This window comes from Anaeromyxobacter sp. PSR-1, assembly GCF_000964525.1.
Taxonomy (GTDB): domain Bacteria; phylum Myxococcota; class Myxococcia; order Myxococcales; family Anaeromyxobacteraceae; genus Anaeromyxobacter.
Genome location: NZ_BAZG01000069.1, coordinates 1 through 19,879, shown reverse-complemented (window position 1 = coordinate 19,879; position 19,879 = coordinate 1). Strand labels below are relative to the sequence as shown.

The following is a 19,879-nucleotide window of genomic DNA, read 5'->3' as shown; positions in this document are numbered from 1 at the left end:
CGCAGGTGAAGGTGGCCTACTTCCAGCTCGCGAAGCTCTACCACCCCGACGCCATCCCCACCGACGCGCCCGCCGACGTGCGGAAGCTCTGCGCGGACCTGTTCGCGCGCGTGAGCGCCGCCTGGGCCGAGCTCGGCGACGAGGCCCGGCGCGCGCAGTACGTGCAGGAGCTGCAGAGCGGCGGGGCGCCCGAGGTGGACGTGATGGGCATCCTGCAGGCCGAGAACCTGTTCCAGACCGGGACCCAGCTCGTGAAGGCGCGCCGCTACGACGAGGCGCTCGCGAAGTTCCAGGAGGCGCTGCAGCTCAACCCGGAGGAGCCGGAGTTCGGCATCTGGAAGGCCTGGTGCGAGTTCCTCCGGGCCGACGACAAGAAGCGCCAGCAGGCGCAGAGCGCCGCCGCCGTCGAGGCGGGCCTCAAGAAGAACCCGCGCTGCGCGCCCGGCTACCTGTTCCTCGGCCAGATGGCGAAGGTGCTCGGCGACCTCGCGCTCGCCGAGCGCCACCTGCGCCGCGGGCTCGCCGCCGCGCCGGACAACGCCGACCTCGCCCGCGAGCTGAAGTACCTCCGCAAGTAGGACCCGACGACCATGCCCGCACCCACGAACCCGAAGAAGCGCGCCCTCATGCCGTCCTCCCCGCTGCGCCGCGCGCTGCGCGCCGCCGGGCACCACCTCTCGCCGGTGGTCCAGGTGGGCAAGGACGGGCTCACCGAGGCGGTCCTCCGCCAGCTCCACGAGGCGCTCCTCGCGCACGAGCTGGTCAAGATGAAGGTCGGGACCGAGAGCCCCGAGGACCGCCTCGAGATCGCCGACCGGCTCCTCGCCGAGGACGTGCAGGTCGCGCAGGTGCTGGGCCGGACCGTGCTCGCGTACCGCCGGCACCCCGAGCGGCCCCGCTTCGAGCCGGCGCCCGCGGGCGCCGCGGCGGAGCGTCCCGAGCCGAAGCGCGCGCCGAGGAAGGGACGGCGCGCGCCGGCGCGGAGGCGCGCCGCCGGCGAGGGGAAGGGCCAGCCCGCGAAGGGAAGGCGCGCGCCCGCCAAGGGGACGCGCCCCGCCGCGCGCCGGCCCGGGCCGCGCGCGAAGCGCACCCGGCGCTAGCGGATCCCGGGCGACGGGGTCCGACGGGCTCACCCCGAGCGGATCCGAGGATCCGCTCACCCCGAGCCCGTCGAAGGGTCGGTCCCGCGGCCGGCGCCGCCGCTAGTGCAGCGCGCCGTCGCGCTCGGGCTGGTACGCCGGCGCCGGCGCGTCGTCCTCGTCCACGCGGCGGCGGAGCGCCTCCAGCTCCTCCGGCTCGGCGATGCCCTTGTCGAGCAGCAGGCTCTCCGCGATCTCGGTCTGCGTGACCGCGTGGCCCACGTCGGCCTCGGCGGCGTCCACGCGCTCGGCGAGGTCCTTCACGCGGGCCGTGAGCGCCGCCAGCTCGCCGACGAGCGCCTGCTCCAGGCGGCGAAACCGGATCCAGGATGCGAAGGCGAAGAGGAGGGCTGCGGCCGCGAGGAGCGGGAACATGGCGGCGCATGCTACGAGCCCCCGGGGGACGGGACAAGACGCCCGTGCGTGTTACGGCCGCGGTAGCGGGTCGCCGCTTGTCCAGTGGACGAAGGTCGGACATGCTCCGCGGTGGTGCGCCGGGTCAACATGACACGTGCCGTGAAGCGGCTGATCCGCGACCTCGCGCTCCGGGTCCCCGAGCTCGGCCACGTGCGCGCCTCGCGCGTGCTGGTGGTGGCCGGCGAGGCCCGGCGCAGCTCGCGGGCCACCATCCGGCCGGCGCACTTCGGCGCGACGCGTCGCCGGGCCGGGGAGGGCGGGGCGGTGAAGCCCCTGGTGCGCATCAAGGGGCGGAAGATCCTCTATGTGGTGACGCTGCGGCCGCTGTGGTTCCTGGCCTCCACCCCCGAGGAGCGGATCGGCACCATCGTCCACGAGCTGTACCACGCGTCGAACCGCTTCGACGGCACCCTGCACCGCGGCCGCCGGCACTCGCGCTTCCCGCGCGCCCGCTACAACCGCAAGATCCGCACCCTGCTCCGCGCCTACCTGGCGCAGGCGCCGGAGGAGGTGGTCGCGCCGTTTGCCCACCAAGGAGTGGTGCGCGCGCGGATGTGGCTCGAGCGGCCCGGGTCGTTCCGCGCCGGCGAGTACTCGGGGCGCCGGCTCTACACCGAGAAGCAGCTCTTCTACGGGCTGGTCCGGATGCGCTCCGGCGCGCGCCGCCGCGGCCAGGCGGCGGGCTAGCCGGGCGCGGGCGTCCCGGGCGCGTCGGCGCCGGGCGCGTGCAGCGTCTCGCCGTGCGCGTCCATGGTCACCACCGCCGGGAAGTCCTCCACCTCGGCGAGCCAGATGGCCTCGGTGACGCCCAGGGCGTCGAGCCGGGCCACGTCCAGCACCCGGGTCACGTGGCGCGCCAGCGACACGGCCAGGCCGCCGGCGGCGTGCAGGTACACGGCGCCGTGCGCGCGGAGCGCCTCGAGCGTGCGCGGGCCCATGCCGCCCTTCCCGAGCACGCCGCGGAGCCCGTAGCGGGCGATCACCTCCGCCTCCCAGGGCTCGTGGCGGCCGGAGGCGCTCGGCCCGGCCGCCACGAAGCGCCAGCCGCCGCCGGGCGCGCGCGCGACCACCGGCCCGCAGTGGTAGAGCACCGCGCCCTCGGTCCAGCGCCGGACCTGCGGGTCCTCGTGCGCCGCGAGGTAGCGGTGCGCCGCCTCGCGCCCGGTGACGATCCGGCCGCGGAGGAGCACCTCGTCGCCGGCGGCGAGCCCGCGCACGTCCTCCGGCCGGGCCGGCAGCGTGAGCGTCTTGGGCATCCGGGCTCCCTTCACCGTCGGTCCGCCATCCGGGCCGGGGCGGCTTCCATAACGCCCGGCGTCGCGCCGGGCCCTTGCCGTCCGGCGCGGCGGGGCGGTATCTCCAAGCGGGGCATCGCCGCGCCGCACCCCTTCCTTCAACGTGGCGACGCCGGCGGACCGGGGCGAGGGCGCCCCGGGACCCCGCACGAGAGGGTCGCTTGAGACGCGAGATCCGCCTGCCGCTCACTGCCTCCGGTCGCCTCGACCGGGCGCTCGCCGACGCGCTCGGCCTGGGCCGCGCCGCGGTGAAGCGCGCCTTCGCGCTGGGCGAGGTCCGCGTCCGGGGCCGCCGCGCCCGCGCGTCGGACCCGGCCGCTCCGGGCGCGCTGGTGGAGCTCGACGTGGAGCTGCCGGCCGGGCCCCCGGAGCCCGAGCCGGACGCGCCGCTCGCGGTGCTGCTGGAGCGGCCGCGCTACCTCGTGGTGGACAAGCCGGCCGGCGTGGCGGTCCACCCGCTCGCGCCGGGCGAGGGCGGCACGCTCGCGAACGCGGTGGCGGCGCGCCACCCCGAGTGCGCCGAGGCGTCGCCGGAGCCGCGCGAGGGCGGGGCGGTGCAGCGGCTCGACCTCGAGACGAGCGGCTGCGTGCTGTTCGCGCGGGATCCGGAGGCCTGGGAGGCGCTGCACGGGCAGCTCGGCGCGCACACGGTGGACAAGGTCTACCTGGCCCTGGCGGTGGGGCGGGTGCCGGCGGGCGGGGTCTGCTCGGTCCCGCTCGCGCAGCGCGGGGGCCGGGTGGTGCCGGCGCCCGACGCCGAGGCCGAGGAGCGGCTCCGGGCCCGCGGCCTGCGCCCGCGGCCGGCCGAGACCCACTACGAGCCGGAGCGGCGCTTCGCGGGGCACACGCTGCTGCGCGTCCGCATCGTCACCGGCGTGATGCACCAGATCCGCGCGCACCTGGCGCTGCTCGGCCACCCGGTGGCCGGCGACGCGCTGTACGGGGGCGCCGCGGCCGAGCTGGCGGGGCTCGAGCGGCAGTTCCTGCACGCCTGGCGGCTCGCGTTCGACGACCCGGACGGCGGCGCGCGGGTGGCGGTGGAGAGCCCGCTGCCGCCCGAGCTCGAGGCGGTGCTGGCGCGGCTGCCGCCGGCGCGCTGACCGGCGGCGCGCCGGGCCCAAAAACGAGAGGGGCCGGCGCGGTGCCGGCCCCTCCGAACCTCCAGACCTCGCGCGCCCTACTGCTGCTCGGGCGCCGCCGCACCGGTGAGCGGCGGGTCGGTCATCATGCCGATCGTGTTCACGCCCGCGCCGTGGGCGGCGTCGAGCACCTTCACGGCCTGCTCGTAGCGGACGGAGTCCTCGGCGTTGAAGAACATCACCTTGGACGGGCGCCCGTCGTAGGCGACGTGCAGCCGCTGCATCGCGTCGTTGATCGTCATCTCCTGCTTGTTCAGGAGGACGTTGCCGTTGCCGAGCGCGGTGAGGACCGTCTGGTCCGGCGGCACCGAGTCGGGCGGGACCGGCTGCATCTCCGGCTGGTACTCCGGGACGCGGATGAACTTCTGCTTCTCCGCGAGCGGCGTGAGCACCATGAAGATGATCAGGAGCACGAGCACCACGTCGATGAGCGGCGTGACGTTGATGTCTGTGACGGGTCGCTTGGACCCGAGCCCCATCGCCATGGCTACTTCTCCTTGTCCTTGATCTGGGACGCGGCGAGGGAGACGCCCATGAGGTGGGTCTTCGAGATCTCGAAGATCATCTCGCGGATCGTCTTGTACTGAACGTCACGATCGCCCTTCACCAGCACCGGCGCGCCGGGCTGCATCTGCATGGCGATGGTGAGCATCTGGGAGAGGTCCGCCTTCTGGACCTCCTCCTTGTCGATCCAGATCTTCCCGTCCTTCGTCACCGACACGAGGATCGGGTCACCGCCCTGCTTCAGCGCCGAGACGTGCTTCGCGTCCGGGAGGACGACCGGCTTGCCGCGCTGGAGCATCGGGGTGATGACCATGAAGATGATGAGGAGCACCAGCACGACGTCGACGAGCGGCGTCACGTTGATCTCGCTCTTCACCCCCTTGCCGCCAACGTCCATGGACATCGGTCAGGTCTCCTTCGCGGGCCTCGGGGGAGCGCTACTTCGCCTCGCCGCGGCCTTCCTTCATGAAGAAGTCCATCAGCTCGGTGGCCGAGTCGGTGATGTCCACCTGCATGTCCTCGACGCGGTTGGTGAGGTAGTTGAACATCATCACCGCGGGGATGGCGACGAGGAGGCCGAACGCGGTCGTCACGAGCGCCTCCGCGATGCCGGCGGACACCGAGCCGAGGCCGCCGGAGCCGGTGGCGGCCATCGCCTGGAACGCCGTGATGATGCCGGCCACGGTGCCGAGGAGGCCGACGAACGGCGCGGTCGAGCCGACGGTGGCGAGCGCGCCCAGGCCGCGGCGGAGGTCGTTCACGGTGCGGAGCGAGCTGCGCTCCACCGCGCGGTTCACGGCCGCGATCACGTCGAAGTTGCCGACGTCGCGCGGGCCGTGCGTCTTCAGCGCCTCGACGCCGTGGCTGTACTCCTCGATGGCGAGCCCGAGCACCTTGGGCAGGTGGCCGCGCTTCAGCTTGCGGGAGAGCTCGACCGCCTCGCCGAACTTCGCGGCGGGGAGCAGGTCGCGCAGCGCGGCGGCGAACTGCCGGGAGGCCTTCTGCGCGCGGGCGAAGGTCACGAGGCGCTCGGCCATCACGCCGAGCGAGTAGATGCTCATCACCGCCAGGACGCCCGCGATGAACTTCGCGAACGGGCCCATCGTCTTCCACATGTGCAGGAGGTCGAACGAGACCTCGGGGGTGGCCTGGGCCGCGGCCAGCTGCTGGAGCGTCTGGATCACCTGAAGCGACATGAAACTCTCCTTGGAGGCAGAAGGACTCGGGACGGAAGAGGCGTGCTGCGGATCAGCTGCCGGCGAACCGGAGCGGGAGGATCACCCAGATGGCGGTGGGGCGGCCCTGCGCGTCGGCGCCGGGGATCCACTTGCACGACTGCACCGCGTTCCAGATGGCGTCGGCGATGCGCTTGTCGGGGACGGCCGTCATCACCTCGAACCGGGAGGGCTGACCGTCCCGGCCGATCGCGAACTTCACGGTGATCGGGCCGGAGATGAAGCCGGCCAGCTGGGGCGGGAGCCGCACCGACTCCCTGACGCAGTTCGGCTGGGCCGCCTGCGGCTTCTTGTAGCCCGCGGTCGCGTAGGCCGGCGCGTCCTCGATCTGGTTCTGCTGCGGGGCGGCGCCGACGACGCCGCCGACCACGCCCTCGCCCGCCGCCGCGTCGCCGTAGTCGTACTCCGGCTCGGGCGGCTCGTTCGGATCGGGCGGCTTCATCTCCGCCTGGACGTCCTTCGGCTGCAGGAGCGCGGTGGGCGGGGGCGGCTTGGGGAGATCGGTGCGCGGCTTCTCGTCCGGCGGCCGCTTCCGGGCGGCCGGCGGGGGAGGCGCCGGCGGGGGAGGCGGGGGCGGGGGAGCCGCCTTGACGAACTTCACGTCCACCACCGGCTCGTCGACGATCTTCGCCTTGATGGCGGCCGACGCCGTGATGATCGCGAACACGAGAAGGATCTGGAAGACGGTCGACCCGAAGACGTAGCCGGCCCGCTTCGCAGCGTTCTTCCCGCCCTCTTGCTTGGTGACCTCGTCGAACACGTTCCGCTCGCTGGTATTGACGGGAGAATCGGCTGGGAAAAGAAGCACCGCTACCTAGTCGTCCTCCAAGCCCTTGTCAATACTTGTCCATCGGCGCCTCGGGAGGGGGGACGGCGGCGCCCGGGGCGCCGGGATCCCGATCTAAAGGATGGGGTTCGACGGTGGGTGCGGGATTGCGCCCGGCGGATCCCAATCGTGCCCGTTTCCGCGCCACCCGCCTGCGTCTTTCCGGTGCAACGCGCGAATTGACGCAGGTCGTCGCGATATCGCTCGCCGCGAAGGCGATCCCCGGTCGCCGGCGTCCGAAAAGTCCCGTATCCGTGGGGTGTTGCGCCCCCGGCGGGGCGCGCACGACACGACCTTATAACAACCGCCGCTTGCTTGACATTCCTCACAGCGGAAGCCTAGAACCATCAACCAATTGACCCGTCGGTCGGTCATCCGAGCGGAGTCCCTCCGCCCGGAGGTCAGACCGTCAGGTGCGGCTGAGTGCTCTCTCCCTGGAGGAAGTCATGAGGAAGAAGTTGCTGCGCCTCCTGCGGATCGCGCCGCTCGCGCTGTTGTTCGCGGGAGTCGCGTTCGCCCAAACGACCGGCACGATCATCGGTGTGGTGACCGATGCGTCGACCGGTAAGCCCGTCGCAGGTGCCGTCATCGTCGCGCGGAGCCCGAATCTCCAGGGTGAGCAGACGGCGGTCACCGACGCGAACGGCAACTATCGCATCACCCTTCTCCCCCCTGGCGCGTACTCCCTGGCGGTCCAGCTCGAGGGCTTCAAGCCCGCCGAGCGGTCGGACATCACGATGCGCGCGGACAAGACCATCCGCGCGAACATCGCGGTGGTCCCCGAGGCCGTGCAGATGGAGGAGCAGGTCGTCCGGACGGGCGCCGCTCCCGTGGTGAACATCGGCGCCGCCGAGAGCGGCGCGGTGGTCTCCCGCGAGTTCATGGCGAACATCCCGGTGGGCCGCTCGGTCGAGAACGTCGCGACCGTGGTCCCGACGGCGCAGGCCGACACCTACGGTGTCAGCTTCGCCGGCGCCCAGTCGCCCGAGAACTCGTACATCGTGGACGGCCTCAACGTGACCGACCCGGTGTACGGCACGTTCGCCGGCAACCCGAACTCCCAGACGCTCACGCCGACCCTGCAGAACAACTTCGTGCAGGAGATCGACGTCAAGACCGGCGGCTTCCAGCCGGAGTACGGCCGGACCACGGGCGGCGTGCTGAACGTCGTCACCCGCAGCGGCTCGAACGAGTACCACGGGTCGGTGTTCACCGACTTCACCCCGCGCATGCTGATCGACCCGACCGGCAAGGTCGCCGGCACCAACGGTGAGGCGATCGGCTGGCGCCGCAAGCCCGACGAGGGCGCCTACGACCTCGACTTCGGCTTCGAGGTCGGCGGCCCGATCATGAAGGACAAGCTGTGGTTCTACGCCGGCTTCGCGCCGATCGTGACCCGCACCTACACCGAGCGCTTCCTGCAGATGAACCGCGTGGACGGTGACGGCAACCCGGTCTTCGACGGGTCCACCGGCCTCCAGGTGCAGGATCGCGTCGCCGGGACCGACCAGGTCTACCGCTCCGGCCGCACCACCTACCAGTACGTCGGCAAGCTGACCTACCTGCTCGACGAGAACAACAACCTGACGCTGTCCGCCGTCGGCATGCCGACCAGCGCGACCAGCATCTCGATGGCCGGCAGCCCCAGCCGCCGCACCTTCGACGAGACGGGCAACACGTTCGACGGCAGCCTGCGCTACGCCGGCAAGTTCCTCGACAAGCGGCTCATCGTCGAGGCGCAGGCGGGCTGGCACTACAACAGCAGCGCCCCCAAGGACAAGACGCAGGCCGGCGTCGATCAGCTCAACACGCCGACCCTGCAGTTCCGCTTCCGCACGCCGGTCACGAACTTCGAGGCGCTGCCGGAGTGCGTCAACGATCCGGGCGGCGCGTTCACCGCGAACGACCGCTGCGGCGTCAACCTCTACAACATCGGCGGCCTCGGCTACCTGAGCGACGCGACCTCGAACCGCCTCGCCACCCGCGTGTCGGCGTCGTACCTGTCCGAGCTCCTCGGCTCGCACAACACCAAGGTCGGCGTGGACTTCGAGCGCTCCACGTTCGCGCAGGACAAGCGCTACGCCGGCGGCTACTACTACGCCACCACCGGCAACGGCCTCATCTACACGCGCCGCGGCTACGGCTACGTCAGCACGCCCACCGTCGATCCGAACGACCCGAACTACGGCCGCGTCCCGACGTCCCGCACCACGGTGGCGGGCACGGACGTGGTCCCGGACAACGTGGTCTTCGCCACCCGCGTGCAGAACACCGCCGGCACGAACAGCACGTCCGTCTTCGCGCAGGACAGCTGGCAGCTGCCGCAGAACGTGACCCTGAACTACGGCGTCCGCTGGGAGGGGCAGTCGCTGAACAACATCAGCAACCCCTCGTCCAACGGCTTCACGATCAACAACAGCTGGGCGCCCCGCGTGCAGGCCATCTGGGACTTCACCGGCAGCGGCCGCGGCAAGGTGGCCGGTAGCTGGGGCCGCTTCTTCTACGCCATGCCCCTCGACCTCGGCGACCGCACCTTCGGCGCGGAGCGCTCGCTGGTCTACTACATGCCGACGAGCGCGCAGGGCGGCGCCCCCGGCTGCGCCATCCCCGGCAACGCGACCCGCGGCGGCATGTCGAACCCGGCCGACCAGTCGCTCGTGAACTACGACACCCGCCAGCTCAGCCCGTCCGCCTGTGGCGTGACGAACTGGGGCGGCAACTTCGGGACGGGCGGCGCCGACGGCACCAACCGCTCCTACCTGTTCGCCACCTCCGGCACGGCGGCCTCGCCGGTGTCGCCGGACATCTCCCAGGCCTACGTCGATCAGTTCGGCGGCCAGATCGAGTACGAGGTGCTGTCCGACCTGTCCGTCGGCGTCGAGTACGCCGGCCGCCGCCAGGGCGACATCATCGAGGACATGTCCCCGAACGACGGTGAGGGCTACTACATCGGCAACCCGACCAAGGGCGGCGAGTTCGTGGGCTCCGACGGCGTGACGTACAACCCGTCGGCCCCGACGGCGACCGACACGGCCACCGGCCGGCTCATGGTCATCCCGTTCCCGAAGCCGGAGCGCAGCTACGACGGCGTCACGCTGTCCGTCCGCAAGAACTTCTCGCGCGGCTGGCAGGCGTCGGCGTCCTACACGTACTCGGTGCTCCGCGGCAACTACGCGGGTCCGTACCGCCCCGAGGACGACCAGCTCGACCCGGGCATCACCTCCCAGTACGACATCCCGTCGATCATGACGAACCAGAAGGGCTACCTGTACGGAGACCGTCCGCACCAGATCAAGCTCTTCGGGTCGTACACCTGGGCCGCGTCGCCGCGCTTCAGCCTCACCGGCGGCGCCGCGTACACCGGCCAGTCCGGCAACCCGGTCAGCGCGCTGGCCGGCTACAACGACCTGTACGACGTCTCCCAGACGTTCGTCGTGCCCCGCGGCATGGCGGGCCGGTCGCCCTGGACCAACAAGGTGGACCTCCGCGGCGCGCTCGAGTACGTCATCAAGCCGCCGTACGCGCTGAAGTTCACGGTGGACGTGTTCAACGTGTTCAACAGCGAGGAGACCGTCCTCATCGACCAGGACTACACGTACGACATGACGCAGCCGATCAGCGGCGCGAAGTGCTCGAACAAGTCCTCGGTGGGCAAGGCCAACCCGGTGCAGGCGCTCCAGTCGGCCTGCCCCGACCTCAAGTACCTCAAGACGATCGACGGGCGTAACGTGACCGTCAATCCGAACTGGGGTCGGCCGGCCTCCGGCACGGCGTCCTTCATGATGCCGCTGTCGCTGCGCCTCGGCCTGTCGCTCAGCTTCTAGCGTGAGCCAAGGAGAGACCAACATGAAGACGCTGACCAAGCTCGCGTTGACGCTGATCGCGGTCGCCGGCCTGCAGGCCTGCGATCCGTACGAGGACGAGAACAAGGGCACGCCGTCGGTGGTGAACGTCATCGCCACGGACGGCGGCGCGGCGGTCGAGGGCACGAACACGGGGACGAGCTGGACCGTGTCGTCGCCGTCTTCCACCGTCATCTTCGTGAAGACGAACCCGGGCAAGCTGCTCGATGGCGCCTCGATCCAGTCGAGCCCCACCGACTGCACGCCGGCCGGCGGCTGGCTGTCCGTCAACGGCGCCGGCCCCGGCAACTGGATGTCCTGCTACTACCCGCAGTCCCCGGCCTCGTTCGAGGGCGCCTCGGTCGTGCTGTACCCGGGCCCCTCGATCTCGGACGTGGACTCGTGGTTCAGCCTCACCGAGCTCGCCGCCGGCATCTACAACCTCGCCGGCACGGTCTCGGACAAGCAGGGGCACCCGCTCGCCATCGACGTGAACGTCTTCGTGAACGACCTCGCGGCCGCGCAGTCCGACACCGCGGGCACGGAGATCACGGTCGACTTCAGCGACGCCGGCGACAACATGACCAACGTGCAGCTCTGGGAGGCGCCGGACGTGAGCGGCGCGCCCGGGACCTTCGCCGCGGTCGCGACGACGTCGCCGTACGTCAAGACCGGCGTCGCGGTGGGCGCCACCTACTGGTACAAGGTGACCGCCGACACGGCCGGCTTCCCCACCACCGCCGCCAGCTTCGAGACGGCCCCGGTGAGCGTCACGACGGAAGCGCCGTAGCCTCGTCGAAAGCCTGAAGCACCCGGGGAGCCGGCATCCGTGCCGGCTCCCCTTTTTCATGCCCGCTGGTCCGCGCTCGCACGTCCTCGGCGCGCCGCCACGCCCGGCGGGGCCCGGAGACGGCGAGGCCCCGGCCCGCGAACGCGGACCGGGGCCCCGAGATGCCGATGCCGGAAGGCGGGAGCTACTTCTGCAGGCCGGCCGCCTTGGCGACCTCCTCGGCCAGGTTCTCCTGCTTCTTCTCCAGGCCCTCGCCCAGCACGAAGCGGGCGAAGCGGCGGATCTGGATGTTCTCGCCGATCTTCGCGACGGCGTCGGTGAGCACGTCCTGGATCTTCTTCTTGTCGTCCTTCACCCAGGCCTGCTCCATGAGGCAGAACTCCGAGTAGAACTTCTCCACCTTGCCGGTGGCGATCTTCTCGAGGATGGCCTCGGGCTTCTTCTGCTCGCGGGCCTGCGCCTTCGCAATCTCCAGCTCCTTGGCGACGACGTCGGCGGGGACCTCCTCGCGGCGGACCCAGCGCGGCGAGGCGGCCGCGATCTGCATGGCGATCTCCTTCACCAGGCCCTGGAAGCCCTCGGTGCGCGCCACGAAGTCGGTCTCGCAGTTCACCTCCACCAGGACGCCGATCTTGCCGCCCATGTGGATGTAGCTGGCGACGGCGCCCTCGGTGGCGGCGCGGCCGGTCTTCTTGGCCGCGGCGGAGAGCCCCTTCTTCCGGAGGACCTCCTCGGCCTTGGCGAGGTCGCCGCCCGCCTCGGTGAGGGCCTTCTTGCAGTCCATCATCCCGGCCCCGGTCTTCTCCCGGAGCTCCTGCACCATCTTCGCGCTGATCTCGGCCACGAACCGTCTCCTGTCTGTGCTCTGTCTGTGCGGAAAAGGATGGGGGCGGGCCTGGTGGGCCCGCCCCCGGGAAGCGAAGTCACCCCGCGCGGCGCGCGGGGCGGGGGCGGCTACTCCTTCGCCGGAGCGGCCTCGGGCGCGGCCGGGGCGACCTCGCCCTTGCGCACCACCTCGACGTTGGCGCTGGCGGCGGCGCGGTCCTCGCGCGGCTCGCGGCGCTCACGCGGCCCGCCGCGGCGGTCGCGGCGATCGCGGCGATCCTTGTGCCCGCGCTCGCTGGCCGCGTCGCGGTCCTCCTGCTCGCGGCGCTCGTCGTGGCCGCCGTGCTCGGCCACCCAGGCCGAGTAGCGGCCCTTGCCCTCGATGCAGGCCTCCGCGACCTTGCCGGTGAACAGGCGGATCGAGCGGATCGCGTCGTCGTTGCCCGGGATCACGTAGTCGATCCCCTCGGGGTCGCAGTTGGTGTCCACCACCGCGACCACCGGGATGCCGAGGCGGTTCGCCTCGTGCACCGCGATGTGCTCCTTCTTCGTGTCGATCACGAAGAGCGCGGCCGGCAGGCGGGACAGCTCCTTGATGCCGCCGAGGTTCTTCTCCAGCTTCTCGCGCTCGCGCTCGAGCTGGGCGACCTCCTTCTTCGGGAGCCGCTCGTAGGTGCCGTCGGCCGCCATCTTCTCGATGGTCTTCAGCCGGTCGATGCCCTGCTTCACGGTCTTGAAGTTGGTCAGCGTGCCGCCCAGCCAGCGGTTCGTGACGAAGAACTGGCCGGAGCGGGAGGCCTCCTCGCGGATGGCGTCCTGCGCCTGCTTCTTCGTGCCGACGAACAGCACCGAGCCGCCCTTCGCGACCGCGTCGGACACGAAGCGGAGCGCGTTGCGGGCCAGGCCGACCGTCTTCTGCAGGTCGATGATGTAGATGCCGTTGCGCGCGCCGAAGATGAACGGCTTCATCTTCGGGTTCCAGCGCTTGGTCTGGTGGCCGAAGTGGACGCCGGCCTCCAGCAGCGCCTTCATGGTGATGGCGGTCCCGCCCTGGCTGAGCGCGGCGGCCATCGTGTCGGGCGCGGGGGTGGCCGCCTCGGGGGCGGCCGGGGGCGGCACGGCGGCCGCGGGCTGCTGCTGCGTCTCCTGCGTTTCCATGGTCTTCTCCGGTTGTTCCGCCACCCCGCCTGGAGCGGCGCGCCGTACGCCCGCCGGACGCCGTGCGGGCCGTCTCGACGGAGCACCGGAGCGCGCCGATGCGGAGGGGTGTGTGAATTTGCTGCGTTTCGCCCTCGCGGGCGCCCGACGCCAACCCAGGCGACGGGGAGCGGTCATCTAACACAGAGCGGGGCCTGATTCAAGCTCGGCACGGTCCATGCCGGGCGGGCGCTCGGCCCCGAAAAGCGCGGTCAGGACGGGAGCTTGCAGCCGGTCACCGCCGCGGCGCCGGCCCGGCGGGCCGCTTCCACCAGGTGAGCTCGATCCGCGCGCCGTCGTAGCCGCGCCAGGCGATCGGGCGCGACGGCCGGCCGGGGCAGGGATGGCGGGCGATCCGGGCGCCGAACGCGATCGCGGCCCCGCCGCAGTCCGGGCAGGAGAAGCGGGCCCGCAGCTCGGCCCGCTCCGCCTCCGAGAAGGGGGCGTCCGGCTCCTCCGCGGGCGCCGGGGCGGTCCCCGGCGTCGCGGCCGGGACGGGGGTCCGGAGGGCGGGACCGAGCAGCCCGCGCGCGCGGTACGCCTCCAACTCCGCGATCTCCGCCGCCTCCCCGCCGAGCGCCCGGTCCGCGTCGGCGCGGGCGCCCGCCGCGCAGGCCGGGCAGGCCGGGAAGCCCAGCGAGCGCACCGGGACGATGGCCACCGCGCCGTCCGGCTCCGCCCGCTCCCACTCCTCCCGCGCGTCGATCTCCACCGCCGGCACGCCCGCAGCGGCGAGCGCCGCCTCCTTCTCCGCCTCGACGGCGTGCGTGACCAGGACCTCGATGGCGAGCGCCGGGCTCCCGGCGCGCAGCACCAGCACGTCGGCGCGCAGCGGCCCGACGGCGCCCTCCGCCGCGGCGGCGTCGCCCTCGGCGGCGAGGTCGCGGGGCGCGAGGCGGCGGCACGAAGGGCAGCGCGCCAGCACGGTGACGGTGCGCCGCCGCTCGAAGGCGTCGGCGCAGAGCGCGAGCAGCCGCTCCTTGGCGTCGAGGTGGAGCGCCGTCTCCGGCGCGGTGAGCGGGCAGGCGGAGCCGGGCGCGTGCGCGAAGTGGCGCGCCCGCACGCGCCCGAGGTGCGGGACGAGCGGCTCGCCGCAGCCGAGGCAGGTGAACGGGGCCAGCCGGCGCCGGTCGGCCGGGTCGAGCCGGCCGGCGTTCACCTTGCGGCCGTCGCGATCGAGCGCCCAGGCGAGCAGCACGTCCCCCCGCGCGCCGGCGCGCACCGGGGCGCGCACCTTGCCGGCCGCGGCGGCCGGGTGGCCGGGGCGCATGCGAGCGGGGGCGGGGCGGCGGCGCGGCACGGACCGAGAACCTAGCCGAGAACCCGGCGCGGATCCCCTCCCGGGCTCCTGCGGGCGCCGCGCCTGCGCGGTAGGGATGGCGCGGCGGCGCGCCCCGCGCCGGACGGTTCACGGAGGGAGAAAGCCATGGCACTCGAGGTCGGCAAGAAGGCGCCGGACTTCGCGCTGCCCGACGAGGACGGGAACGTGGTGAAGCTCTCGTCGTTCAAGGGCAAGCGCGTGGTGGTGTTCTTCTACCCCAAGGCCAACACGTCGGGTTGAACGCAGGAGGCCAGCGACTTCCGGGACGAAGTCGACGCGTTCACCAAGCAGAAGGTCGCGGTGGTGGGCATCTCCAAGGACGCGCCCGCCGCGCAGAAGAAGTGGAAGGAGAAGCTCGGGCTGCCGTTCCCGCTCCTCTCCGACGCCGACACGGCCGTGCAGCAGGCCTGGGGCGTCTGGAAGGAGAAGAACATGTACGGCAAGAAGGTGATGGGGACCGAGCGGACCACCGTCGTGATCGGGCCGGACGGCAAGGTCGAGAAGGTGTTCCCGAAGGTCAAGGTGGACGGGCACGTGGCCAGCGTGCTCGAGAGCCTGTAGATTCCGCGGCGCCCGCCCGGCCTCCCTCCCGCGCGCGGGAGGGAGGCGCCCGCGGGCGCACGCCATGACCCGGAAGCCCCACCCCCAGCGCCCGCCGCGCAACGACCTCGTGGACGCCCTGGTGCTCGAGGTGCACGGCCTCGTGCACGACCAGGGCTGGCTGGCCGACCGGGCGCTGGAGCGCGTGCTCCGGCGCGAGCGCGCGCTGTGGGCGAACGAGCGCCGCGCGGTGGCCGAGGCGGTCTACGGGATCCTGCGCTCGCAGGGGCAGCTCGACTTCCTGCTCGGCGGCAGCCCGGCGCTCGCCACCCGCTACGCCGCCTGGCTGGTCCGGGCGGCCGGGGTGGGGCCGGCCCAGGCCGCGGCGCGGCTCGGCGCGGCGCCCCGCGCGCTCGCGGGGCTCGCCGAGGCCGACGCGCGCATCGCCGCCATCCCGGACCCGCTGGACCGCTTCGCGGTGGAGGCCTCGCTCCCGCGCTGGATCGCCGAGCGGCTGGTGTCGGAGCTGGGCGAGGCCGAGGCGCGCGCGCTCGCGGCCGTGCTGAACCGGCGGGCCCCGCTCACCGTCCGCGCGAACGCGCTCGCCGGCGACCGGGAGGCGCTCCGGGCGGCGCTCGCCGCCGAGGGCGTGCCCGCGGAGCCGACCCGGTTCTCGCCGTGGGGGCTCACCCTGGACGGCCACCAGAACGCGTTCGCGCTGGAGGCGTTCCGCACCGGCGGGTTCGAGATCCAGGACGAGGGCAGCCAGCTCATCGCGCTCGCCTGCGGCGCGCGGCCGGGCCAGGTGGTGGTGGACGCGTGCGCCGGCGCGGGCGGCAAGTCGCTCGCGCTCGCCGCCGAGATGCACAACAAGGGCTCGCTCCACGCGCTCGACAGCGACGCCGGCCGGCTCGAGGACGCGCGCCGCCGCGCCCGCCGCGCCCACGTGCACAACCTCCGCACCCGCGTCGTCCCGGCCGGCCCCGAGGCGGCGGAGGCCGTGGCCGACCTCGCCGGCAAGGCCGACGTGGTGCTGGTGGACGCCCCCTGCAGCGGCCTCGGCACGCTGCGCCGCAAGCCCGACGCGCGCTGGCGGCTCCAGCCCGGCGATCCGGAGCGCTTCGCCGCGATCCAGCGGGAGCTGCTGGGCCGGTTCGCGCGCCTGGCCCGGCCCGGCGGGCGGATCGTGTACGCCACCTGCGCCATGGGCCGCACCGAGAACGACGAGGTGGCCGACTTCGCCGAGCGCGAGCTCGGGCTCGCGCCCGCGCCGCTCGCGCCGTTCCTGGGCGCGGAGCGGGCCCGCGCGCTCGGCGCGTCGGAGAGCCGCTGCGCGCTGTACCCGCACCGCCACGGGACCGACGGCTTCTTCTTCGCCGCGTTCAAGAAGGTCTGACGGGGCTGCGCCCCGGCTCCGCTCGCTGGCCGTTTGCCGTCGGCCCGCTATCATCCCGCGCATGCCCGAGCTCCCCGAGGTCGAGATCGCGGCGCGGAACCTCCGGCGCTGGGCCGAGGGCCGCCGCGTCGTGGAGGTCGGCTGGGATCCGCGGGCGCGCCGGATCTTCCGCCCGGCGACGCCGGCCGCGTTCGCCCGCACGCTCGAGGGCGCCCGGTTCGCCGGCATCCGGCGGATCGGCAAGCACCTGCTCGTCTCGCTCGAGCGCGGGGGCGCGCCGGTCGGGCTGCTCTCGCACCTGGGCATGACCGGCAAGTGGGTGCTGCGCGGCGCGGGCGATCCGGCGCCGCGCCACGCGCGGGCCTGGCTGCGCCTCGAGGGCGACGGGGTGCTGCACTTCCAGGACTCGCGCCTGTTCGGGCGGCTGCGGACCGTGCCCGGCGCGCGGTTCGAGGACGTGCCGGAGGTCGCGGCGCTCGGGCCGGATCCGCTGGAGCACGGCATCGAGCCGGCCGCGCTGGCCGGCGCGCTCGCGGCGAGCCGCCTGCCGGTGAAGGTGAAGCTCCTCGACCAGCGGATCCTGCCCGGCGTGGGGAACATCCACGCGAGCGAGGCGTGCTTCCGGGCGCGCCTCGACCCCCGGCGGCCGTCGCGCGCGCTGTCGCGCGCCGAGGCGAAGGCGCTCGCCGCGGCCATCCTGGCCTCCTTCCGCATGACGCTCGACGCGGAGGACGGGCCGGAGATCACCTACGTCGAGGAGCCCGGGGCGGAGAACCCGTTCCTCGTCTACGCGCGCGAGGGCGAGCCATGCCCGCGCTGCCGGCGGGCGGGCCGGACCTCGCCCATCCGGCGCGTGGTGCAGGCGCAGCGCTCCACCTTCTTCTGCCCCCGGTGCCAGCGGTAGACTGCGGGCGATGCGCCCCGAGGACCTCGCCCGCCTGTCCGTCGCCGAGCTGCGCGCCCGGCTGCTCGATCGCGGCGAGGCGCTGGGCGACGCGTGCGAGGCGGCGCTCGAGGCCGATCCGCGCGCCGGCGCCCGCGAGGTGCTGCGGCTCGTGCGCAAGCGGCGGCGCGAGAACCGGGCCGAGGGCCAGCGCCTCCGTCACCTGCTCCGCTACGAGGGCGAGCTCTGGGAGCGCGGCCTCGTGCACGTGGCCGGGGTGGACGAGGCCGGGATGGCGCCGCTGGCCGGGCCGGTGGTGGCGGGCGCGTGCGTGCTCCCGCGCGACTACCGGCCGCGCGGCATCGACGACTCGAAGCAGCTCGACCGCGCCGAGCGCGAGCGGCTGGCCGAGGACATCAAGCGGAACGCCGTCTGCTGGGCGGTGGCGCGGGCCGAGGTGGAGGAGATCGACCGGCTGAACGTCTACTGGGCGGGCATGCTGGCCTTGCGCCGCGCGGTGGACGGGCTGGCGGTGCGGCCGGAGCACCTGCTGGTGGACGCGCGCAAGCTGCCCGACCTGCCGTTCCCGCAGACGCCCATCGTGCACGGCGACGCGCTCTCGCTCACCATCGCCGCGGCCAGCATCCTCGCGAAGACCGCGCGCGACGCGCTCATGGCGGAGCTGGACCTCGTCCACCCGGGGTACGGGTTCGCGCGGCACAAGGGCTACCCCACCGCCGAGCACTTCGACGCGCTCGGCCGGCTGGGCGCCTGCCCCATCCACCGGCGGTCGTTCGCGCCGGTGCGCGTGGCGCTCGGCCTCGAGCCGGCGCAGGGCGACCTGTTCGCGCTCGCGGAGGCGGCGGTCGCGGAGGACGACTGACGGTGGGGGGCGCGCGGCCACCCGTGTGTCGCGTGGATCTGCATTTGACGTAACCGCGGGTAATCGCTAGAACCAGCCCCGAGGACGAGCCCGACGGTGCCGGCGCGCTTCCCTCCGACCCGGGATTTCCCCCGGCGAGGGCGCCCCCCGATCCGGCGAACGCATGCACGAGCCATCCACGAAGAACGACCTTTTCCGTCCGGCGTACCCCGCAGAAGACCTCGAAGAGAACCGAGACCGCCGCCCGCCACCGGGCCTGGCGCTCGATCCCCCCGAAGCGCCGCCTCCGGAGCACCCGCCCGAGATCCCCGTCGATCGCCTCGACGGCGACGCGCTGAAGGTGATCGCGCGGTTGCGGCACATGCACCACCAGGCGTACCTGGTGGGCGGCTGCGTCCGCGACCTGCTGCTCGGCGCGACGCCCAAGGACTTCGACGTCGCGACCGACGCCCACCCCGGCGAGGTCCGCGCCATCTTCCGCAACTGCCGCCTCATCGGCCGCCGCTTCCGCCTGGCGCACGTGTACTTCCGCGCCGGCAAGGTCATCGAGGTCGCCACCTTCCGGAAGAACCCGACCGACGTCGCCGAGGACGTGGGCGAGGGCGAGGGCGACCTGCTCATCACCCGCGACAACGTGTTCGGCACGGCCGAGGAGGACTCGGTCCGCCGCGACTTCACCGTGAACGGCCTGTTCTACGACGTCGCCACCGGCGAGGTGATCGACTACGTGGGCGGGCGCGCCGACCTCGAGGCGCACCGGATCTCCACCATCGGCGATCCCGAGATCCGCATGCGCGAGGACCCGGTGCGGGCGCTGCGCGCGGTCCGGTTCGCCGCGCGGCTCGGGTTCACCATCGCCCCGGACACGTTCGAGGCGATGCGGCGGACGGCCGGCGAGCTGGCCCGCTGCGCGCCGGCGCGGGTGCTGGAGGAGACGTTCAAGCTGCTCCGCTGCGGCGGGTCGGCCCGCGCGTTCGAGCTCCTGCGCGCCTGCGGCGCCCTGCCGGTGATCCTGCCCGCGCTCGGCGCGGCGCTGGAGACCTGGGACGACGGGCGGCGCCGCGCGTTCTTCGCGCACCTCGCCGCGCTCGACCGGCTGGTCCGCTCCGGCGCGGAGGTCTCCGAGGCGGTGCTGCTCGGCGCGCTGCTCATGCACCTCGGCGCCGACGCGCCGCGCGCCGCCCGCCCGGACGCGGCGCGCCGGGACGAGGACGCCGGCGCCCCGCGCTGGGACGAGGCCGACGCGTTCCTCGCCTCGCTCGTGCAGACCGCCCGGCTCCCGCGCAAGGTGGCGGAGCGCATCCGGCTGGCGCTGCACGCGCAGCGGCAGCTCGAGGAGCCGGGCAAGCGCCGGCGGCGCCGCGGCCGCGGCCCGGCCGGCCAGACCTACTTCCAGGACGCGCTGCAGCTCCTCGAGATCCGCGTGCGCGCCACCGGCAGCGGGGGCGAGGCGCTGGAGCGCTGGGCGGCCGAGGCGCCGCACGCCCACCCGCCGGCGGAGCGCCCGGGCCGCGCCGGCCCGCGCGAGGACCGCCGCGACCACCGCCGCGAGGGCGCCGCGCCGCGCCGCCCCGACCGCGACGAGGGCGCCGTCCGCGAGGTGGTGATCCCGGCCGAGGCCGCCGAGGCCGCCGATGCCGCCGACGA

The 19,879-nt window shown here is 73.5% G+C and carries 20 protein-coding genes; 11 read left to right on the top strand and 9 right to left on the bottom strand.

All coding sequences use genetic code 11. The annotated features are described in order from the left end of the window. Both PSR1_RS12160 and PSR1_RS12155 read left to right on the top strand, forming a co-directional pair. The coding region (locus PSR1_RS12160; protein WP_152643345.1) for a tetratricopeptide repeat protein at positions 1 to 578 on the top strand (578 nt) is incomplete at its 5' end. A 12-nt stretch (positions 579 to 590) separates the two neighbouring features. After that, complete coding sequence (locus PSR1_RS12155) at positions 591 to 1,100, top strand: YhbY family RNA-binding protein (RefSeq protein ID WP_059437829.1); 510 nt, start codon at positions 591 to 593, stop codon at positions 1,098 to 1,100. Positions 1,101 to 1,202: 102 nt separating this feature from the next. On the opposite strand, the gene PSR1_RS12150 is transcribed toward PSR1_RS12155, so the two are convergent. Next, positions 1,203 to 1,514: a hypothetical protein gene (locus PSR1_RS12150; RefSeq protein WP_059437828.1), complete on the bottom strand. Its 312-nt coding sequence runs from the start codon at positions 1,512 to 1,514 to the stop codon at positions 1,203 to 1,205. A gap of 129 nt (positions 1,515 to 1,643) precedes the next feature. Here PSR1_RS12150 and PSR1_RS12145 point away from each other — a divergent pair, with 129 nt between their 5' ends. After that, on the top strand, positions 1,644 to 2,243 hold the full coding sequence (locus tag PSR1_RS12145) for a hypothetical protein (RefSeq protein ID WP_059437832.1): 600 nt from the start codon (positions 1,644 to 1,646) through the stop codon (positions 2,241 to 2,243). Here the strand turns inward: PSR1_RS12145 and PSR1_RS12140 are convergent. Further along, positions 2,240 to 2,812 carry a fumarate hydratase C-terminal domain-containing protein gene (locus tag PSR1_RS12140; RefSeq protein ID WP_059437827.1) on the bottom strand — a complete coding sequence of 191 codons (573 nt, stop codon included), beginning with the start codon at positions 2,810 to 2,812 and terminating at the stop codon, positions 2,240 to 2,242. The two genes, PSR1_RS12145 and PSR1_RS12140, sit on opposite strands and share 4 nt — an antisense overlap. Before the next feature lie 200 nt (positions 2,813 to 3,012). Between PSR1_RS12140 and PSR1_RS12135 the strand changes: the two genes are divergently transcribed. Further along, positions 3,013 to 3,951 carry an RluA family pseudouridine synthase gene (locus tag PSR1_RS12135; protein WP_059437826.1) on the top strand — a complete coding sequence of 313 codons (939 nt, stop codon included), beginning with the start codon at positions 3,013 to 3,015 and terminating at the stop codon, positions 3,949 to 3,951. Positions 3,952 to 4,028: 77 nt separating this feature from the next. Here the strand turns inward: PSR1_RS12135 and PSR1_RS12130 are convergent, their stop codons facing one another. Genes PSR1_RS12130 through PSR1_RS12115 form a run of 4 tightly spaced genes read right to left on the bottom strand, consistent with a single transcriptional unit; the run spans position 4,029 to position 6,489 of the window. Further along, positions 4,029 to 4,475: a biopolymer transporter ExbD gene (locus tag PSR1_RS12130; RefSeq protein WP_059437825.1), complete on the bottom strand. Its 447-nt coding sequence runs from the start codon at positions 4,473 to 4,475 to the stop codon at positions 4,029 to 4,031. Positions 4,476 to 4,477: 2 nt separating this feature from the next. Beyond that, positions 4,478 to 4,897: a biopolymer transporter ExbD gene (locus PSR1_RS12125; protein ID WP_059437824.1), complete on the bottom strand. Its 420-nt coding sequence runs from the start codon at positions 4,895 to 4,897 to the stop codon at positions 4,478 to 4,480. Positions 4,898 to 4,931: 34 nt separating this feature from the next. Next, a complete protein-coding gene (locus PSR1_RS12120; protein WP_059437823.1) occupies positions 4,932 to 5,690 on the bottom strand; it encodes a MotA/TolQ/ExbB proton channel family protein in 759 nt (252 codons plus the stop codon). Between the two features lie 52 nt (positions 5,691 to 5,742). Further along, complete coding sequence (locus PSR1_RS12115; RefSeq protein WP_059437822.1) at positions 5,743 to 6,489, bottom strand: energy transducer TonB; 747 nt, start codon at positions 6,487 to 6,489, stop codon at positions 5,743 to 5,745. Positions 6,490 to 7,001: 512 nt separating this feature from the next. Between PSR1_RS12115 and PSR1_RS12110 the strand changes: the two genes are divergently transcribed. Beyond that, positions 7,002 to 10,379, top strand: coding sequence for a TonB-dependent receptor (locus tag PSR1_RS12110; protein ID WP_059437821.1), 3,378 nt, complete (start codon positions 7,002 to 7,004; stop codon positions 10,377 to 10,379). Positions 10,380 to 10,401: 22 nt separating this feature from the next. Next, positions 10,402 to 11,187 carry a hypothetical protein gene (locus PSR1_RS12105; RefSeq protein WP_059437820.1) on the top strand — a complete coding sequence of 262 codons (786 nt, stop codon included), beginning with the start codon at positions 10,402 to 10,404 and terminating at the stop codon, positions 11,185 to 11,187. A 184-nt stretch (positions 11,188 to 11,371) separates the two neighbouring features. Here the strand turns inward: PSR1_RS12105 and tsf are convergent, their stop codons facing one another. The 3 genes from tsf to PSR1_RS12090 form a co-directional block, all read right to left on the bottom strand. Continuing rightward, complete coding sequence (gene tsf, locus PSR1_RS12100) at positions 11,372 to 12,031, bottom strand: translation elongation factor Ts (RefSeq protein WP_012524360.1); 660 nt, start codon at positions 12,029 to 12,031, stop codon at positions 11,372 to 11,374. A 110-nt stretch (positions 12,032 to 12,141) separates the two neighbouring features. Beyond that, on the bottom strand, positions 12,142 to 13,083 hold the full coding sequence (gene rpsB / locus PSR1_RS12095) for a 30S ribosomal protein S2 (RefSeq protein WP_059437831.1): 942 nt from the start codon (positions 13,081 to 13,083) through the stop codon (positions 12,142 to 12,144). Positions 13,084 to 13,444: 361 nt separating this feature from the next. After that, positions 13,445 to 14,509 (bottom strand): competence protein CoiA family protein, encoded by a 1,065-nt coding sequence (locus PSR1_RS12090; RefSeq protein ID WP_059437819.1) that lies wholly within the window; start codon positions 14,507 to 14,509, stop codon positions 13,445 to 13,447. A gap of 126 nt (positions 14,510 to 14,635) precedes the next feature. Between PSR1_RS12090 and bcp the strand changes: the two genes are divergently transcribed. From bcp to pcnB, 5 genes are all read left to right on the top strand, one after another. Beyond that, the gene (gene bcp / locus PSR1_RS12085) at positions 14,636 to 15,091 is read left to right on the top strand and encodes a thioredoxin-dependent thiol peroxidase (RefSeq protein WP_012524363.1); all 456 of its coding nucleotides are present in this window, start codon (positions 14,636 to 14,638) and stop codon (positions 15,089 to 15,091) included. 64 nt (positions 15,092 to 15,155) lie between these two features. Further along, entirely contained in the window at positions 15,156 to 16,466 is a 1,311-nt protein-coding gene (locus PSR1_RS12080; protein WP_059437818.1) for an RsmB/NOP family class I SAM-dependent RNA methyltransferase, read from the top strand. 61 nt (positions 16,467 to 16,527) lie between these two features. Beyond that, positions 16,528 to 17,370, top strand: coding sequence for an Fpg/Nei family DNA glycosylase (locus tag PSR1_RS12075; protein WP_059437817.1), 843 nt, complete (start codon positions 16,528 to 16,530; stop codon positions 17,368 to 17,370). 1 nt (position 17,371) lies between these two features. Then, entirely contained in the window at positions 17,372 to 18,232 is an 861-nt protein-coding gene (locus PSR1_RS12070) for a ribonuclease HII (protein WP_370539094.1), read from the top strand. Positions 18,233 to 18,395: 163 nt separating this feature from the next. Beyond that, a partial coding sequence (gene pcnB, locus PSR1_RS12065; protein WP_059437815.1) for a polynucleotide adenylyltransferase PcnB occupies positions 18,396 to 19,879 on the top strand: 1,484 nt, incomplete at its 3' end.

Coding starts and splice junctions, on each gene's coding strand:
- PSR1_RS12155 (WP_059437829.1), top strand. CDS start 591: ATGCCCGCACCCACGAACCCGAAGAAGCGCGCCCTCATGCCGTCCTCC.
- PSR1_RS12150 (WP_059437828.1), bottom strand. CDS start 1,514: ATGTTCCCGCTCCTCGCGGCCGCAGCCCTCCTCTTCGCCTTCGCATCC.
- PSR1_RS12125 (WP_059437824.1), bottom strand. CDS start 4,897: ATGTCCATGGACGTTGGCGGCAAGGGGGTGAAGAGCGAGATCAACGTG.
- PSR1_RS12145 (WP_059437832.1), top strand. CDS start 1,644: ATGACACGTGCCGTGAAGCGGCTGATCCGCGACCTCGCGCTCCGGGTC.
- PSR1_RS12080 (WP_059437818.1), top strand. CDS start 15,156: ATGACCCGGAAGCCCCACCCCCAGCGCCCGCCGCGCAACGACCTCGTG.
- PSR1_RS12120 (WP_059437823.1), bottom strand. CDS start 5,690: ATGTCGCTTCAGGTGATCCAGACGCTCCAGCAGCTGGCCGCGGCCCAG.
- PSR1_RS12140 (WP_059437827.1), bottom strand. CDS start 2,812: ATGCCCAAGACGCTCACGCTGCCGGCCCGGCCGGAGGACGTGCGCGGG.
- PSR1_RS12075 (WP_059437817.1), top strand. CDS start 16,528: ATGCCCGAGCTCCCCGAGGTCGAGATCGCGGCGCGGAACCTCCGGCGC.
- rpsB (WP_059437831.1), bottom strand. CDS start 13,083: ATGGCCGCCGCGCTCAGCCAGGGCGGGACCGCCATCACCATGAAGGCG.
- PSR1_RS12130 (WP_059437825.1), bottom strand. CDS start 4,475: ATGGCGATGGGGCTCGGGTCCAAGCGACCCGTCACAGACATCAACGTC.
- PSR1_RS12110 (WP_059437821.1), top strand. CDS start 7,002: ATGAGGAAGAAGTTGCTGCGCCTCCTGCGGATCGCGCCGCTCGCGCTG.
- PSR1_RS12105 (WP_059437820.1), top strand. CDS start 10,402: ATGAAGACGCTGACCAAGCTCGCGTTGACGCTGATCGCGGTCGCCGGC.